The sequence below is a fragment of the Rhodoferax sp. OV413 genome, assembly GCF_945881795.1.
Lineage (GTDB): Bacteria > Pseudomonadota > Gammaproteobacteria > Burkholderiales > Burkholderiaceae_C > Allorhodoferax.
Genome location: NZ_CAMCVG010000054.1, coordinates 1 through 16,515, shown reverse-complemented (window position 1 = coordinate 16,515; position 16,515 = coordinate 1). Strand labels below are relative to the sequence as shown.

The 16,515-nt window shown below is 65.2% G+C and carries 17 protein-coding genes; 9 read left to right on the top strand and 8 right to left on the bottom strand.

Annotation, left to right across the window (positions count from 1 at the left end; genetic code table 11):
• The first annotated feature begins 60 nt into the window (after positions 1–60).
• Together murJ and Q0O05_RS08130 are read left to right on the top strand one after the other, a co-directional pair.
• On the top strand, positions 61–1,626 hold the full coding sequence (murJ, locus tag Q0O05_RS08135; protein WP_293661962.1) for a murein biosynthesis integral membrane protein MurJ: 1,566 nt from the start codon (positions 61–63) through the stop codon (positions 1,624–1,626).
• A 12-nt stretch (positions 1,627–1,638) separates the two neighbouring features.
• Positions 1,639–2,493 carry a tetratricopeptide repeat protein gene (locus Q0O05_RS08130; protein ID WP_293661960.1) on the top strand — a complete coding sequence of 285 codons (855 nt, stop codon included), beginning with the start codon at positions 1,639–1,641 and terminating at the stop codon, positions 2,491–2,493.
• Between the two features lie 18 nt (positions 2,494–2,511).
• On the opposite strand, the gene purM is transcribed toward Q0O05_RS08130, so the two are convergent.
• Positions 2,512–3,582 (bottom strand): phosphoribosylformylglycinamidine cyclo-ligase, encoded by a 1,071-nt coding sequence (gene purM / locus Q0O05_RS08125; protein WP_293661958.1) that lies wholly within the window; start codon positions 3,580–3,582, stop codon positions 2,512–2,514.
• Positions 3,583–3,668: 86 nt separating this feature from the next.
• Between purM and Q0O05_RS08120 the strand changes: the two genes are divergently transcribed.
• The 7 genes from Q0O05_RS08120 to Q0O05_RS08090 are packed head-to-tail and all read left to right on the top strand — an operon-like array spanning position 3,669 to position 9,036.
• Positions 3,669–4,751, top strand: coding sequence for an AI-2E family transporter (locus tag Q0O05_RS08120; protein WP_293661956.1), 1,083 nt, complete (start codon positions 3,669–3,671; stop codon positions 4,749–4,751).
• Positions 4,752–4,760: 9 nt separating this feature from the next.
• Positions 4,761–5,444 carry a DnaA regulatory inactivator Hda gene (gene hda, locus Q0O05_RS08115; protein WP_293661954.1) on the top strand — a complete coding sequence of 228 codons (684 nt, stop codon included), beginning with the start codon at positions 4,761–4,763 and terminating at the stop codon, positions 5,442–5,444.
• On the top strand, positions 5,441–6,127 hold the full coding sequence (locus Q0O05_RS08110; RefSeq protein WP_293661952.1) for an HAD family hydrolase: 687 nt from the start codon (positions 5,441–5,443) through the stop codon (positions 6,125–6,127). The genes hda and Q0O05_RS08110 overlap by 4 nt, the downstream gene beginning before the upstream one ends.
• A 30-nt stretch (positions 6,128–6,157) precedes the next feature.
• Positions 6,158–7,852: a polynucleotide adenylyltransferase PcnB gene (gene pcnB / locus Q0O05_RS08105; RefSeq protein ID WP_293661950.1), complete on the top strand. Its 1,695-nt coding sequence runs from the start codon at positions 6,158–6,160 to the stop codon at positions 7,850–7,852.
• Between the two features lie 3 nt (positions 7,853–7,855).
• Positions 7,856–8,329: a 2-amino-4-hydroxy-6-hydroxymethyldihydropteridine diphosphokinase gene (gene folK / locus Q0O05_RS08100; protein WP_293661948.1), complete on the top strand. Its 474-nt coding sequence runs from the start codon at positions 7,856–7,858 to the stop codon at positions 8,327–8,329.
• Between the two features lie 54 nt (positions 8,330–8,383).
• Positions 8,384–8,635, top strand: coding sequence for an AbrB/MazE/SpoVT family DNA-binding domain-containing protein (locus Q0O05_RS08095; protein WP_293661946.1), 252 nt, complete (start codon positions 8,384–8,386; stop codon positions 8,633–8,635).
• Positions 8,632–9,036, top strand: a complete 405-nt coding sequence (locus Q0O05_RS08090) for a type II toxin-antitoxin system VapC family toxin (RefSeq protein WP_293661944.1) — start codon at positions 8,632–8,634, stop codon at positions 9,034–9,036. The genes Q0O05_RS08095 and Q0O05_RS08090 overlap by 4 nt, the downstream gene beginning before the upstream one ends.
• A 6-nt stretch (positions 9,037–9,042) precedes the next feature.
• Here Q0O05_RS08090 and Q0O05_RS08085 read toward each other — a convergent pair whose 3' ends face one another.
• From Q0O05_RS08085 to Q0O05_RS08055, 7 genes are all read right to left on the bottom strand, one after another.
• Complete coding sequence (locus tag Q0O05_RS08085; protein WP_293661942.1) at positions 9,043–9,498, bottom strand: RidA family protein; 456 nt, start codon at positions 9,496–9,498, stop codon at positions 9,043–9,045.
• A 109-nt stretch (positions 9,499–9,607) separates the two neighbouring features.
• Positions 9,608–10,561 (bottom strand): transglutaminase family protein, encoded by a 954-nt coding sequence (locus Q0O05_RS08080; RefSeq protein ID WP_293661940.1) that lies wholly within the window; start codon positions 10,559–10,561, stop codon positions 9,608–9,610.
• Positions 10,561–13,194 carry a circularly permuted type 2 ATP-grasp protein gene (locus tag Q0O05_RS08075; RefSeq protein ID WP_293661939.1) on the bottom strand — a complete coding sequence of 878 codons (2,634 nt, stop codon included), beginning with the start codon at positions 13,192–13,194 and terminating at the stop codon, positions 10,561–10,563. Before Q0O05_RS08075 ends, Q0O05_RS08080 begins: the two co-directional genes overlap by 1 nt.
• Before the next feature lie 112 nt (positions 13,195–13,306).
• Positions 13,307–13,612 (bottom strand): high-potential iron-sulfur protein, encoded by a 306-nt coding sequence (locus tag Q0O05_RS08070; protein ID WP_293661938.1) that lies wholly within the window; start codon positions 13,610–13,612, stop codon positions 13,307–13,309.
• Between the two features lie 158 nt (positions 13,613–13,770).
• A complete protein-coding gene (locus Q0O05_RS08065) occupies positions 13,771–14,478 on the bottom strand; it encodes a mobilization protein (RefSeq protein ID WP_293661937.1) in 708 nt (235 codons plus the stop codon).
• 35 nt (positions 14,479–14,513) lie between these two features.
• Entirely contained in the window at positions 14,514–15,650 is a 1,137-nt protein-coding gene (locus Q0O05_RS08060) for an AbrB family transcriptional regulator (RefSeq protein ID WP_293661935.1), read from the bottom strand.
• A gap of 49 nt (positions 15,651–15,699) precedes the next feature.
• The coding region (locus tag Q0O05_RS08055; RefSeq protein ID WP_293661933.1) for a transglutaminase family protein at positions 15,700–16,515 on the bottom strand (816 nt) is incomplete at its 5' end.

The following is a 16,515-nucleotide window of genomic DNA, read 5'->3' as shown; positions in this document are numbered from 1 at the left end:
ATAAGCGCGGGCATTATCGAACACTGAGACGCACATTTATAGCGCACTACACTTACTGTTGTGAGTCTCATCAAATCTGTTTCGACCGTGTCCCTGTGGACCTTGGCCTCCCGCATTACCGGCCTGGCGCGGGAGCTTCTGATGGCGGCGGCCTTTGGCGCCAGTGCGATGACAGACGCGTTCAACGTCGCCTTCCGAATCCCCAACCTGTTTCGCCGGCTGTTTGCCGAGGGCGCCTTCAGCCAGGCTTTTGTGCCGGTGCTGGCCGCCAGCAAGGCGCGCCATGGCGATGCGCCCACCAAAGTGCTTGTCGACCGGGTGGCTACGCTGCTGGTTCTGGCGCTGGTAGTGACCTGTGTTGTGGGCGTTTTAGCCGCCCCCTGGCTGGTGTGGGCTATGGCCAGCGGTCTGCAAAAAGACCCCGCGGGTTTTGACGCCGCCGTCTTTATGACGCGTTTCATGTTTCCCTACATCGGCTTTATGTCGATGGTGGCGCTGGCGTCCGGCGTGCTCAATACCTGGAAGCGTTTTGCCGTGCCTGCCGCAACGCCGGTGCTGCTCAATGTGTGCATGATCGGCGCGGCCTGGCTCCTGGTGCCATGGTTCCGGCAACAGGGCATTGAGCCGATTTTTGCCATGGCGGCGGGGGTGATGCTGGGCGGGCTGCTGCAGTTGCTGGTGCAAATTCCGGCCCTGCTCAAGATTGGCATGCTGCCGCGCCTGGGGCTTTCGCTCAGTTCGCTGCGCCAGGCTGTGGCCGACCCCGATACGCGCAACATCGGCCGGCTGATGCTGCCGGCGCTTCTCGGTGTGAGCGTGGCGCAGATTTCCCTGCTCATCAATACGCAGATTGCCTCGCACCTCCCCACCGGCAGTGTGAGCTGGCTCACCTACGCCGATCGCTTGATGGAGTTCCCCACCGCGATGTTGGGTGTGGCGTTGGGTGTGGTGCTCATGCCGCAGCTGGCCGGCGCCCGCGCGCGGGACGATGCGCAAAATTATTCGGCCCTGCTGGATTGGGGCCTGCGAATCGTGGTGTTGCTAGCGGTGCCCTGCGCTGTGGGGCTGCTGCTTTTTGCCAAACCCATCGTGGCCGTGCTTTACCACTATGGCGCTTTCACCGGGGCCGACGTAATGCAAACCACCCGCGCGCTGATGGGCTGGGGGGTCGGTCTGGTGGGCTTGGTGGCCATCAAGGTGCTGGCGCCGGGCTACTACGCCAGCCAGGATATCAAGACCCCCGTGCGCATTGCGGTGGTGGTGCTGATTGCGACCCAGCTGATGAATCTGGTACTGGTGCCGCACTTCCAACACGCAGGGCTGTCGCTGTCTATCAGCCTGGGCGCACTGCTCAACGCGGGCTGGCTGCTGGTGGGGCTGGTGCGGCGGGGCAGCTTCCGGCCGCTGGCGGGCTGGGGGCGCTTTGTGTTGCAGGTGGCTGCTGCCACTGCCGTGCTGGTGGCTTACCTGATGTGGGCGCAGGGTCTGGTTGACTGGGTGGAAATGCGCGCGCAGGCCTGGCTGCGCATCGGCTGGCTGGCATTGCTGTTGGCAGGGGCAGCGGGGCTTTACTTCGCGGTGCTGCGGGTGGCGGGCCTGAATGTGCGGCAGTTCATAAAGCGGTAAAGTGGAGCTGTCATGCATTTAGATTTCAGTGTTCCCACCCCGCACGCCTACTTTGCCCGCTTGGTGCAAAGTGACGACAGTTTTCCACTGCTCGAGGCGGCGCTCTGTCTTGCGCAGGACGAATACCCCGCGCTCGACCTGCAGGGCTGCCTGGACACGGTAGACCAGCTCCAAGCGCGGGTGCAGCGCAGGCTGGCTGCCGATGCGGCGCCGCTGCAAAAAATACGGGTGCTCAACCAGTTTTTCTACAACGACCTGGGCTTTGGCGGCAACGTCAACAACTACTACGACCCCGACAACAGCTTTCTCTCCGAGATGCTGAGGCAGCGGCGGGGCATTCCGATTTCGCTGGCGGTGCTGTGGATGGAGCTTGCGCACGGCCTGCGGTTGGACGCCAAGGGCGTGAGCTTTCCGGGACATTTTTTGGTCAAGGTGAGTTTGCCCATGGGCATGGCGGTGATTGATCCGATGTCCGGGCGGTCGCTGAGCCGCGAGGCATTGTCCGAAATGCTCGAGCCCTACCGCCGCCGCAGCGGGCTGGTGGAATCGTTTGAAGCGCCGCTGGGACTGTATCTGCAGCCTGCCACAGGGAGAGACATCATCGCCCGCATGCTGCGCAACCTAAAAGAAATTTACCGATCGCAGCAGGACTGGCAGCGCTTGCTGGCGGTGCAGGAGCGGCTGGTGATTTTGCTGCCGCAGGCCTGGTCGGAATACCGCGACCGCGGCATGGCCCACGCAGAGCTCGGTCATGCCAATGAGGCGCTCGCGGACTTGGAGTTGTACCTGTCCCACGCCGAAAACGTGATCGATGTGGGCCTGGTGGCCAACCAGGTCAAGGGCCTGCGCGAAAGCAGCGGGCGCTAAGCCCGCCGCTGCAAGCATTTAGGCCACCACGACCTGCGCGCCGCTGCCCTGTACAGCAATCACGCCCACGGTGTGGACCGTCTCTCCGCTGGCGCGCAGCGTGGCGGACACCGCATCCGCCTTCGCCGCATCCACCACCACCACCATGCCGATGCCGTTATTGAAGGTGCGGTTCATTTCGGTGTTGTCAATGCCGGCGGTCCGCTGCAGCCAGGCAAACAGCTCGGTCTGCGGCCAGCTGCCATGGGTCAGGTGGGCGGCCAAACCATCGGGCAGCACGCGCGGAATGTTCTCCAGCAGGCCGCCGCCGGTGATGTGGGCCAGGGCCTTGATGCCGCCGCTCGCCTCGGTGTGCGGGTGGGCTGCCAGCGCGGCCAGCACGTTTTTCACATACAGGCGGGTGGGCTCCATGATGGCGGCTTTGAAGGGCTTGCCATCCAGCGTGGCGGGCAGGGTGCCGGCGCTTTCAGCGCGCTCGATGCACTTGCGCACCAGGCTGAACCCATTGGAGTGCACGCCGGACGACGCCAGACCCAGCACCACATCCCCCGCTTGCACCTCAGCGCCGGTAAGGATCTTTGACTTTTCGACTACGCCCACCGCAAAGCCGGCGAGATCGTATTCGCCCGCGGGGTACATGCCCGGCATCTCGGCCGTCTCGCCGCCGATCAGGGCGCAGCCGGAGAGCTCGCAGCCCCGGGCGATGCCGCCCACCACCGCAGCGGCGGTGTCCACATCCAACTTGCCGCAGGCAAAGTAGTCCAGAAAAAACAGCGGCTCGGCGCCTTGCACCAGCACATCGTTCACGCTCATGGCCACCAGGTCGATGCCCACGGTGTCGTGCATGCCCCACTCAAAGGCCAGCTTGAGCTTGGTGCCTACGCCATCGGTGCCACTTACAAGCACCGGCTCCTGGTAACGCTTGGGCACCTCAAACAGCGCGCCGAAACCTCCGATGCCCGCCAACACACCTTCGCGCATCGTCTTTTTGGCCAGCGGCTTGATGCGCTCGACCAGCGCGTCGCCGGCCACGATGTCGACACCGGCGTCTTTGTAAGAAAGGGGAGTGGAAGCGGAGGTTTGGGTCATGGCGGGGTGAGGGTGGCGTCCGGCGAAGGCGGACACCGATAGAATTTGCTCAGATTTTAAGGGTTCGCCCCCACTCGTTTCGTCTCATGAATTTCTCCCCCACCCAAAAAAGCTTTGTCGCATGGTCGGCCATGGCTGCGGCCTGCGCGCTGGTGTTGTGGCTACTGGCGCCGGTGTTGGCGCCGTTTGCGCTGGCGGCGGTCCTGGCCTACGCGCTCACGCCGGTGGTGGACTGGCTTGACACCGCCGGCCGCGGCCGCATGCCGCGCATGGTGGCGGTGCTGCTGGTGGAGGCCTTCTTTCTGCTGGCGCTGCTGAGCGTGGCTTTGCTGATCGTGCCCATCCTGGCCAAAGAGATGCCGCTGATGCGTGAGCAGTTGCCCGCCTTGCTGGACCAGCTCAATGGCAGCCTCAGGCCTTGGCTTGCGCAGTGGGGCATCAAGCTCTCGCTGGACGTGGACAGCATCAAATCCTTCGTGATGAAGTACCTCAACGCCAACTTTGAAGACGCGTTTGCGTCGGTGCTGGCCTCGGTCAAGCTCGGCGGCAGCGTCGCCTTTGCCTTGATCGGCAATGCCATCCTGATCCCGGTGGCCTTGTTTTACCTGCTGATGGACTGGAGCCGCTTCATGGGTCAGTTGCGCTCGCTGGTGCCGCCCCGCATGCGCGCGCCCACCGACGGCTTCCTGCGGGAGGCCGATCAGGTGCTGGGGCAGTATTTGCGCGGGCAGCTGCTGGTGATGATGTTGCTGGCCGTGGGCTACAGCGGTGGGCTCGCGCTCTTCGGGCTCGATCTGGCGCTGCCGATTGGCATCTTCACCGGGTTGGCGATTTTTGTGCCCTATGTGGGATTTGGCGTGGGGCTGGTGCTGGCCTTGCTGGCGGGCCTGCTGGAGTTCTCTGCAACGCAGGGCATTGCCTACCCCTTGCTGATGGTGGCGGTGGTGTACGGCCTGGGGCAGGCGATTGAGAGCTTTTTGCTCACGCCGCGTCTGGTGGGCGAGCGCATCGGGCTGCATCCTCTGGCGGTGATTTTTGCCTTGCTGGCCTTCGGGCAGCTGTTTGGTTTCGTGGGCGTGCTGGTGGCCCTGCCGGTCAGCGCGGTGTTGCTGGTAGCCATTCGCCGCGCGCGCGCCGGTTATCTGTCCAGCCGGCTGTACCTGGGCTGATCGGAGCGCATGAAACAGATTGCGCTGGACATCGGCCTGAGCGCAGGCCCCACGGTTAACAACTTCTTTGCCGGCCCCAACGAGGCGGCGCTCAAGCACCTTCGTCTGTGGCTTGGCGATAAGAGTCAGGCGGCCACACGCTCACCGGTTCCCATCTACCTCTGGGGGCCTGAGGGGAGCGGCAAGAGTCACCTCCTCCAAGCCGTCCGCGAGGGACTGCGCGAGCAGGGCGCCCAGGTGGGCTGGCTGGGTGCTACCGATGTGCCCGCCGCGTTCGACGAGCGCTGGGCCGCGGTGCTGCTCGACGACGTGCATCTTTTCACCGCCGAGCAGCAGCACGTGGCCTTTAACTGGTTTGTCAATGCACAAACGCACCACAAGCCGGTGCTTGCCGCCGGTCTGTGGGCGCCTGCGGACCTGAAGCTGCGCGACGACCTGCGCACCCGGCTGGGCTGGGGGCACATCTTCAGCCTGCAGCTGCTGTGCGAGGCCGAGCGGCGCGGGGTGCTGCGCAAAGCGGCAGACGCGCGCGGCGTGTTCCTGAGCGATGAGGTGATGGACTTCATGCTCAAACGCTTCAGCCGCGACCTCGGCAGCCTGATGGAGCTGCTGGACCTGCTGGACGGCTACTCGCTGCAGACGCAGCGCGCCATCACCATTCCCCTCATCAAATCCATGCTGGAAAACACATGACCGCCCGCAAGCTCGCACTTTTTGACCTGGACCACACCCTGATTCCGCTGGACTCTGACTTCGCCTGGGGCGAATTCACCACCGCACTGGGCTGGACCGATGCCGACGCCTTCCAGCAGAAAAACCAGGAGTTTTACGAGCACTACAAGGCCGGAACCCTGGATATTCACGCCTATTGCCGGTTTGCCACGGCGGCGGTGGTCCGCCAGGGTGCTAGTAAATCGATAGCTGCCCACGCAGATTTCATGCGTGATTTCATCGAAAAAAGCATTCAACCGCAGGCCCTGAAGCTGGTGCGGGACCATCAGGCTGCGGGAGACGATGTGGTCATCGTGACCGCGACCAACGCCTTCGTGACCCGCCCGATTGCGGCGGCGTTCGGCGTGGGGGAGCTGATTGCGGTGGATCTGGTGGTGGACGATGCCCCCGGCGGCACCGGCTGGTACACCGGCGAAATTGCCGGCGTGCCCTCGTTTCGCGAAGGCAAGGTCACCCGCGTCGAGCAGTGGCTGGCCGCCCGCGGGCTGGCCTGGGATGCGGTGCACACCACCTTTTATTCGGACTCCATCAACGATCTCCCGCTCATGGAGAAGGCCGACGTGCCGGTGGCTACCAACCCCGATCCGCGCCTGCGCGCGCTGGCGGGGCAGCGGGGATGGCGCATACTCGAGCTCTTCTCCTGACCCCCGGGCAGGACCGCTAGGAAACTGACATTGATCAAAAAATTCATCGATAAATTGCTGGGCAAGGACCGTGCTGGCGCTGCTGCCAAGTCCCGCTTCGGCAAGCGCGTTGATATTCCCGCCTCGGTGCACGGCATCGACCCCACTCTGGTGGATGAGCGCGCTGTGAACGTGGTGCGCACCCTCAAACAAGCCGGTTTTGAAGCCTATGTGGTGGGCGGCGCGGTGCGCGACCTGCTGGTCGGCCTGCGGCCCAAGGACTTTGACGTGGCCACCAACGCCACACCCGAGCAGGTGAAAAGCCTGTTCCGCCGGGCCTTCATCATCGGGCGGCGTTTCCGCATCGTGCACGTGGTCTACGGCCGGGGGCGCGAGCACGAGGTGATTGAGGTGTCCACCTTCCGTGCCTATCTGGACAATGCCGCGGCCGAACAGGTCGCCGGCAACGAACGCACCAGCAAGAGCGAGCTCGCCGGCATGAAACACGCGGTGGACAGCACCGGCCGCGTGCTGCGCGACAACGTCTGGGGCCCGCAGGAGGAAGACGCGGTGCGCCGCGACTTCACCATCAACGCCATGTACTACGACCCCGAAACGCAAATCGTGGTCGACTATCACAATGGCCTGAAAGACTCCAAGAGCCGCACCCTGCGCATGATTGGCGACGCCGCCACCCGCTACCGCGAAGACCCGGTGCGCATCATCCGCGCGGTACGTTTTGCGGCCAAGCTCAGCCCGCTGGGCTTCAAGCTCGAGCCCAAGACCGCCGGCCCGCTGATCAAGAGCCAGAAGCTCCTGAACGATGTGCCGCAGAGCCGCTTGTTTGACGAGATGCTCAAGCTGCTGCAAACCGGCCACGCGCTGGCCTCGATCGAGCAACTCAAGCTGCTCGGTCTGGCCACCGGCATCTACCCGCTGCTGGACGTGGTGGTGGAGCGGGCCGAACAGGACTTTGTGGCCGCTGCTCTCAAAGACACCGACCGCCGCGTCAGCGAGGACAAGCCGGTGGCGCCGAGCTTTCTGCTGGCGTGCGTGCTGTGGGCCGATGTGCGCGACGGCTGGGCCCAACGCCTGCAAAGCGGTCAGCACAGCCACCCTGCGCTGCAGGATGCGATTGAAGACGTGTTCAACGCCCGCATCGGCGATGTGTCGGGCCGCGGCAAGCTCGCCGGCGACATGCGCGAAATCTGGCTCATGCAGCCGCGCTTTGACAAGCGGGTGGGCAGCACGCCCTTCGGCATGGTCGAGCAGCCGCGTTTTCGGGCGTCTTTTGACTTCATGCGCCTGCGCGCCGAAGCGGGCGAGATTGATGAAACCCTGGCCGACTGGTGGCAGGAGTTCAGCACCGCCAGCGACGAGGTGCGCCAGGACATGGTGGATCAGGTCCGCACCGAGCAACAGCAGCAACGCAAAATGGTTCCCAAAGGCCCCCGCCCGGCGCGCACCGCCCGTGCGCCAAGGCCTGCGCCCGCCGCGGGAGAACGGCCGGATGGGGGCGATGCGTCGTCTGCGGCGCACTCTGACGAAGCGGGTGATGGCGCTGATTTTGCGGGCGACACGGGCGGAAAAATGGGTGGAACTATCGTCGGAGATGGCGCCGGAGATAGCGCCGGAGATGCGCCCCGCAAGCGCCGCCGGCGTCGCCGGGGTGGCGCAGCGCGCGGTGCCGGTGAAGGTGGCAGCGTAGACGGTGCGGGGGGCGGCCCCGCAGCCTCCGGCGACTGAGCCTTGGCGTTGCGCGAACCGGTCAGGGTCTACATCGGCCTGGGCGCCAACCTGGGCGACCCCGCTGCCACGGTGCGCAGCGCGATCGCGGGGCTGGCCGCGCTGCCGCACACCACTCTCTTAGCCACGTCGGGCTTGTACCGCAGCACCCCGGTAGATTCCGGCGGGCCGGATTATGTCAACGCGGTAGCCGCGCTAGACACCCGCCTCACCGCTCCCGCCTTGTTGGCAGGCTTGCAAGCGCAAGAGCAGCAAGCCGGCCGCGAGCGCCCCTACCGCAACGCGCCCCGCACCCTGGATCTGGACCTCTTGCTCTTCGGATCTGCCCGCATTGCGAGCCCCGCGCTTACCGTGCCCCACCCCCGCATGGCCGGGCGCGCTTTCGTGCTGCTGCCCTTGGCCGAGATTGCGCCGGGTCTGGTGCCGCCAGAGTGGCTGCGTGCGGTTGAAGGGCAGGGGGTGTGGCGCTTGCTTTGACACGACAGGTGTTGGTGTATATCATGATACATACCAACAACTTGGGGACTGCACATGCACCAAACCGCGAAAATTTTTGCCTCAGGCCGCAGCCAGGCGGTGCGCCTGCCTCTGGAATACCGGTTCGATGTGGCGGAAGTCTTTATCCGGCGCGACCCGCTCACCGGCGATGTGGTTTTGTCCCGCAAGCCCAGCGATTGGCAGGGCCTGATGGACGCAGTGGCGCTCAATCAGGACCAGGATTTAATGCTGGAGCGTCGCCAGACCCGCGCCCGGCGCGACCCGTTTGAATGCCTGGAGCCGTGAACCAGCGCTATATGCTGGACACCAATGTGGTCAGCCACATCATGCAGGGGCGGGATGCCCCTTTGCTGGCGCGCTTAGGCGCGCTGGTGGTGGGCCAGGTGGTGATTTCCAGCGTTACCTTGGCTGAGCTGGAGTACGGCATTCACCGCAAGGCTGGCGCGGCGGGATTGCGAAATGCGCTCACCCAGTTGCTGCAACGCGTGGATGTGTTGCCCTGGGACGAGAAAGTTGCCACCGTGTACGGCGAGCTGTGCGCGACGCTGGAGTCTCAAGGCATCAACCTCAGCGACTTCGACATGATGATTGCAGCCCATGCCATCGCTACAGGGGCAACGCTGGTGAGCCGCGACAAGGCGTTTCAGCAAGTGCCGCAACACCGGCTGCAGCTGCAGGTCTGGTAGCGCGCCTTACAGCTCCGCAATCAACTCAATCTCCACACAGGCTCCCAGCGGTATCTGAGCCACGCCGAAGGCGCTGCGGGCGTGGGCGCCGACTTGGGGGCCGAACACCTGGCCGAAGAGTTCGCTCGCCCCGTTGGTCACCAGGTGTTGCTCGGTGAAGTCGGGGGTGGAGTTGACCAGCGACATCACCTTGACGATGCGCTTGACGCGGTTGAGGTCGCCGACGGCGGCGTGCAGGGTGCCCAGCAGGTCGATGGCGATTGCGCGGGCTGCGGCTTTGCCTTCTTCGGTGCTCGTGTCTTTGCCGAGCTGGCCTACCCAGGGCTTGCCGTCTTTCCTGGCGATGTGGCCGCTCAAAAACACCAGGTTACCGGTTTGCACAAACGGCACATAGGCGGCAGCGGGCACCGTCACCGGGGGCAGTGTGATCTGAAGTTCGGCGAGTTTGTCGTAAATGCTCATGGTGCGGGTCTCTGTGGTTGAGGGATGAAAATGGGCTTTAAGGCTTATGTTACCTGCGGTGGCAGCTATGAAAAACGCAGCAACATCGCGCGCTTGCTTGCATTGGGATCTAGGTTTGTGACTGGGACTGGGACTGGGATGGTGTGGGCGCGGATGCCTGCGCCGCGCCCGTCCCGACTTCTTCCACCGTTACAGCCACGCTCAGGGTATGCCGCGAACCGCCGTGGATGACGCCGCGCAGGGGCGACACATCGCCGAAGTCGCGGCCGGTGGCCAGGGTCACATAATCCGCGCCCGGCGCGTGCCAGCCCCAGCGCTTGTTGGTCGGGTCAAAGTTCACCCAGCGCGCGCCTTCGGGCAGGTCGGGCACGTAAATGCTGACCCAGGCGTGCGAGGCGTCGCTGCCGACCAGCTTGGTCTCTCCCGGAGCCGGCTGGGTGAGCAGGTAACCACTCACATAACGCGCCGGCAGGCCCATGCTTCGCCAGCAGGCCAGCATGATGTGGGCAAAGTCCTGGCACACGCCCTTGCGCTGCTCCAGCGCCTCCAGCGCGGGGGTGTTGATCTGGGTGCTCAGGGACTCGTAGGTGAAGTCGGCGTGCATGCGCGCCATCAGGTCCTGCGCCACGCTCAGCACATCGGCGCCTGCCCGAAAGCTGGCCCGGGCGTAGGCCGAGAACTCAATCTGCCTCGGCACAAAGGAGCTGGCAAACACAAACTCCGCCGCCGGCTCGTACACCGCACCGGCCTGGTAGCGCAATTGCTCGCGCAGCGTCTCCCAGGGGGTTGCGCTCATCGGCGCCGCTGTGGCGGAGGTGGACACCAGGCTGCACGAGCGCACTTGCAGCACCCCGTGGGGCACCTGCAGGGCAAAAAAACAGCGCCGGTTGCCATACACATCGCGCACGCTGCGCTGTTGCGCCGGTTGCGGGTTGATGAGCAGGCTGTGGCTGAGCACCTGCTGCCCCGCATGGGCCAGCGGCTCGAGGTAGGCCACGTGCTGCGCGGTTTCGACCGCTGGCTGGTAGTCGTAGCGGGTTTCGTGGGTGACTTGCAGGAGCATCAGGTTCCCAGACTTTGCTTGGTTTCGCCCGAGTGGGTGAAATAGGTGGTGCTGATGTCTTCCGACACGGTGTAGGCGCTAGCGCACAAGTCCTTGAGCAGGGTGCGCAAGGCCGGCATCACCGGGCCATCCGACGGTGTGTCGCACAAGGCGGCGAGATCCCACCCCTCGGGGGCGGGCACCTTGCGGCTCATCGGGCACAGGTCGCGCGTGGGGCTTTGCGCCAGCTTGGCAAGCCGGCCGCGCAGCGTGTGGGCCACCCAGGCCAGCGAGCGGGGGTTGTCGCGGTCGAGCACCAGAAGGTCGAGCAGGGCGGCCACGTCGCGGCTTTGCTGGTACTGGCCGTTGAAGGTGATGGTGCTGTCAAACAGGGCGAGCAGCGCTTCGAAGCCGCCGTCGGTGTCCACCGAGCCGCTCTCAAAAGACTGGTCCAGCGCCGTGGCAAGAAAGTTCAGCCGTTCCACATGCCGGCCAATGCTCAGCAGGCGCCAGCCGTCGTCGCGGGTCATGCGGTCGGTTTGTGCGCCGGTGATGGCGGCCAGGTGGTCGCTTGCGTCTTTGAGGATACGCAGCGCCTCATTGGGCGGGTAGTCGCCCCCGGCGTAGAGCCCGGCGCATCGCTTAAAAATATCTTCCTCGGCCCGCACGATGGTGTTCCAGTGCTCCTGCGAGAGCCGCTCGCGCACCTTGGCTGCCGCCATTTTCAGGGCCCGCATATTGAAGCCCACGCTGGTGGCGCCGTCCGGCGAGGCCAGGCTCGTGATGATGGAGCGCTCAAACACCCGCCGCGCCTGCACCGCTGATGGCACACCCGGCAGCACCAGCGTGTTGAGCTCTGCCAACCGGCTCAGCCATTGAAGCAGCGGCGGGCTGGACTGGTCTTCGCCGCCCAGAAACTCCAGCGTCAGCCGGGCCAGGCGGATGGTGTTGTCGGCGCGCTCGGTGTAGCGGCCCAGCCAGTAGAGGTTCTCCGAGGCACGGCTGGTGACCAGGCGCTTGCGCTGGGCCAGCACCGCGGGCGTCAGGGTGGTGGGCAGCAGGGTGGTGGTGTCCACCTCGCCGCGGGTCAGGGCCCACACGTCGGCGCTGCTGCCGCCGCGCTGCATCGAGGCCATGGCAGCGCTGGCTCCGGCCACGCGGGCCAGCCCGCCAGGCAGTACGCGCCACTCGGGCGCGCCCGCGCTGTTACGCCCGTCGGACACGGCAAACACCCGCAGCATGACCGATCGCGCCACGATGGCGGAGCCTTTTGGGTTATCGGTGGACTGACTCCAGGTAGGCATTTGCGAAAACGGAACATAGGCCTGCACCGTGTGCTCATCAGTCTGGCGCACGATGCGGCCGGCCAGCCGGTCCAGCGCAGCCCGGCTCAGGTTGTGGCCCAGCACCGCGTCAAAGCTGGGATGGATGCTCGAGCCCGGGTAGGTCGGCTTCACCGCCCGCTCGGCCAGCAGGGGCAGGGCTTCCTCCATCGCGTTGCGCTCGCCGCACCACCAGGTGGGAAGGGCCGGCAGGCTCAAGGGCTCGCCCAGCAGCGCCTGCGAGATGGCCGGCAAAAAACCCAAGAGCGCCGGGGACTCCAGAAACGCCGAGCCCGGCGTGTTGGCCACCAGCACATTGCCGGCGCGAATCGCCTGCAGCAGCCCGGGCACGCCCAGCGTGGAGTCCGATCGCAGCTCCAGCGGATCAAGGTACTGGTCGTCCACCCGCTTGAGCAGGCCATGCACCGGCACCAGCCCGCGCAGGGTCTTGAGGAACAGGCGTTCGTCGCGCACCATCAGGTCATGGCCCTCCACCAGCGTGATGCCGAGGTAACGGGCCAGGTAGGCATGTTCGAAGTAAGTCTCGTTGTAGGGCCCGGGGGTGAGCAGCGCGATGTGCGACTGCGCGCCTGCCGGGCTGGCGGTCTTGATGCTGTCCATCAGCGCGCGGTAGGTGCGCGCCAGTCGCTGCACCTTGAGCGCCTGAAACGCCTGTGGAAACTGGCGCGAGACGGCGAGCCGGTTTTCCAGCAGGTAGCCCAGCCCGCTGGGTGCCTGGCAACGCTGCCCGACCACCCACCAGTTGCCGTCGGGCCCGCGGGCCAGATCGAAGGCCGCCACATGCAGATACACGCCGCCTGCGGGCTGCACGCCGGCCATAGGCCGCAGGTAGCCGGGGTGGCCGTGCACCAGCGCCGCCGGCAGCAGGCCGCGGTGCAGCAGGTTTTGCGGGCCGTAGACATCGGCCATCACCGCGTCGAGCAGGCCCATGCGCTGTTGCACACCGGCTTCGATGTGCTCCCAGTCGGGCGCATCCACAATCAGGGGGAATAAGTCCAGCGACCAGGGCCTTTGCGGGCCCTCCTCGTCGGCGTAGACGTTGTAGGTCACGCCGTTGTCGCGGATCTGGCGCTGCAGGCTGGCGGTGTGCGCGTCGAGCGCGGCGGCATCGCAATCCGCCAGATTGGCAAAGAATTGCTCCCAAGCGCCCGTCAATGCTGCGTCATCAGCTCCTGAAATGAGAGCACCACGCAGTTCGTCGAAGTGGCCGGCGGCGGCAGCACAGGCCTGCATTCTGGGCAGTGAGTTGTGCAGCGCGGTGCCGGCTTGGGCAGGGCTTGCGGGAGGGCTGGATTCCGGCGATGTGCTCATCTGTTGTTGAGTATGCCAGCCAGGTAAGCCGGTTGCCGGACATAAAAAAACCGCCTGCAACCCGGAGCTTGCGGCGGCTTCTGCCCCGGACGAACCGGGCGGGAGGCGGAAATCAGGCCTTCTTGGCCCAGGCGCTGCACCAGCCCTTGCCGGCGACCTGCTTGGCACCGAACAGGGGGCAACCTGCGGCTGCGTCAGACACTTTGCCTTGGTACAGGGCGCAGTTGTTGCACAGCTGGGTGGCGGCGTGCTTGGGGAACTTTTTGGCGTCGACCTTGGTGGTGTCGGCCTTGTAGCCCAGCGCAACGGCTTGGGGGTCGGTTTCGGCCAGCATGGCAGCTTGGGCCTGGGCTTGGGTGGCCAGCAGCGCGGTGCTGCCGAGGGCCACTTGCATGATGAATTCGCGACGTTGTGTCATGGCATGGTTTCCTGGTGGATGAGGGCCCTGCGGAATAGCGGAGCCTGCTCATTGTCATAAAAACGGAACTAAAGCGACTTGGTTGACATCAATGTCCGGCTAAATCAGTCCAGTGTTGCGGCGTCCTTTGTGAAGGCAGCGCCTTATCAGGAGGGCTTTCAGTCCAATGGCAATTTATCGAGCGCGGCGTAGCAGGTCTTGAGCCAGCTCTTGACGCGTTGGCGCTCCAGCATGCCCAGGGCATGTTCGCCGTCCTTATGGTGCACGGCCTCCCAGAAACTGGCGCTTTGCCGGTCGATTTTGCGCATGCTGGCTTCGTGCAGCTGCGGCAGGCTGATGATTTGTCCGCCCAGTCCTGTGACCCGGGCCAGCGCCTCCGACCCGTCGAGCAGAGAAAAGTCGCTGCCGCGGCCCAGGTTCTTCACTACGATGTAGTTGGGGCCTTCGCCGTAGGTCGCCAGCAGGCGGCCCAGCATGTCCATGGAATCTTTGCCCACATCGGCGACGTGCCAGAAGTTGACCTTCACGCCCATCTCGGCCATCAGCGCAATCAGGTCGGAGTCTTTGACCCATCGGGCCATCGGGGTGGCGGTTTGAGCTGCCAGATCGACGATCACATCAGGGACCTGGCCCTCCTCGGTTTCTTCCTCGAACACGCCGGCGATATGGTCCAGGCCCTCATAGGTGTCCACCACCACCGGCGCGGCGAAGTCGGCGTAAAAGCGCGCGAAAGAGGTGTGGGAGCGGTCGGTGTCAAAGCCGGTGAAGGGGCGGCCCTTGTCAATGAAATACTGCGCCAGCACGCGTGCGACGACCGATTTGCCGACACCACCTTTTTCGCCGCCGATGAAATTAATGGATGGCATGGAAAACCTCCTTCAAAAGTAAAAAATTAAAAGAATCAGACCGCGCTGCGTTGGGGTAAGCGCACCACCAGCCAGCGGGCCAGCCGCGGCCCGAACAGCAAAACCATGAAGAAGCGCACTATCTGCATGGCCATGACAAACCCGATATCGACCGCGCTGGCTGCGGCAATCACCGCCACCGAGTCAGCCCCGCCGGGGCTGGTGGCCAGGTAGGCGGTGAGCGGTTCCACGCGGCCCGAGGCCATAAGCCCTGCGGCCATCAGCAGCCCCAGCGCAATCAGCGCGCCGATGGCCGCCAGCACGCGGGGCAACAGGCGCCAGGCGTGGGCCAGGATGGTGCGGTTAAAGCGCAGACCGATGCCCCAGCCCAGCACCGCATAGGCCACCAGCAGCACCGGCCCGGGCAGCTCAAGCCGCCAGGGGCTGAGGTTGTCAAAGGCCATGGCCGCGAGCATGGGCACGAGCAGGGTGCCACCGGGCACGCCCCAGCGCCGCCCCAGCCACGCGCAGGCCAGCGCCAGCGCCACGGTAAGGCCGGCATGCAGCGGGTTATGCACCGTCAGCCACTGTCTGAATTGGGTAACCCAGTCTTGCAGCATGGAGGCGTTCAGGCCGGAAGGATGGAGGGCAGCGTTGAGGGCATCGTGGGGCTGGCCCCAGCCGGTGGCGCTGTGGGCAACGAGCGACGCCAGCGCCACCACGATAGCCAGCCGCAGGTACTGCATGAAGGCCACCAGGCGCGTGTCGGCGCCAAAGTCCTCGGCCAGCAGCACCATCACCGAAGCCGCCCCCGGCGCCAGGCCCCAGATGGCGGTGGTACCCGGCAGCAGGCCGGTGCGCATGAGCCAGTAGCCCAGCAGCACACTGGCGGCCACCAGCGCGGAGCCCATTCCCAGAAACAGCATCCAGTCGGCCGCCACCCGCTGCAGCACCTCGAGGTGCAGGCTGTGCGCCATCAGGCAGGCAATCAGAGCCTGGCCCAGCGCGAACAGGTAGGGCGGCATTTGCACATCCATGTCCTGCGAGGCCAGCAGCACCGCCGCCACCATGCAGCCCAGGAGCGCGCCGGCCGGCACGCCGATGGCGATGAACAGCACACTCCCCGCCGCACTGGCAAGTAGCAAGGCCGGCCAGTGCAGCGCCGGCAGCAGACGCAGGGAAGGGATTCGCATCCGGTGGATTAAACGCACATGCTGTGACGCTTGCGCTCAGGCCCTGCGCTCAATGCCGGCGCAGGTCTTTGGTGAACGGGAATTCCTTGCTGCCCGCCACGCCAATGGTGGCCGGCGGCACGACCAGCGTGCCCGGGCTGTGGCCCATGGCGGCAAAGCGGGCCAGCCGGCGGCTCTCGGCCTCGTAGCTGTTCACCGGGAAGCTGTTGTAGCTGCGCCCGCCTGGGTGGGACACAAAGTACCGGCAGCCGCCCAGCGAGCGTTTCATCCAGGTGTCGACGATGTCAAAGGTAAGCGGGGCGTGCACGCCGATGGTGGGGTGCAGGCTGCTGGGCGGGTTCCAGGCCTTGTAGCGCACCGCGGCCACAAATTCGCCCACCGTTCCGGTGCTCTGCAGGGGCAGTGCCTGGCCGTTGCAGGTGAGCACATAGCGGCTCTCGTTCAGCCCGGTCACCCGCAGCTCAATGCGCTCCAGGCTCGAGTCCACATACCGCGCTGTGCCGCCGGCCGCACTCTCTTCGCCCATCACATGCCAGGGTTCCAGCGCGCAGCGCAATGTCAGCTCCATGCCCATGGTTTGCACCGCGCCCACCAGCGGAAAGCGGAACTCGTAGTGCGGCGCGAACCAGCTGGCGTCAAACCCATAGCCTGCGGCGTTCATGTCGGCCATCACATCGTCAAAGTCCATTTGGATGAAGGTCGGAAGCATGAAGCGGTCGTGCAGCGCAGTGCCCCAGCGGGTGAGTGGCGCCTGGTAGGGCGCATTCCAGAAGCGGGCCACCAGCGCGCGCAGCAAGAGCTGTTGGACGCAGCTCATGTGGGGGTGGGGCGGCATCTCAAAGGCGCGCAGCTCCAACAGCCCCAG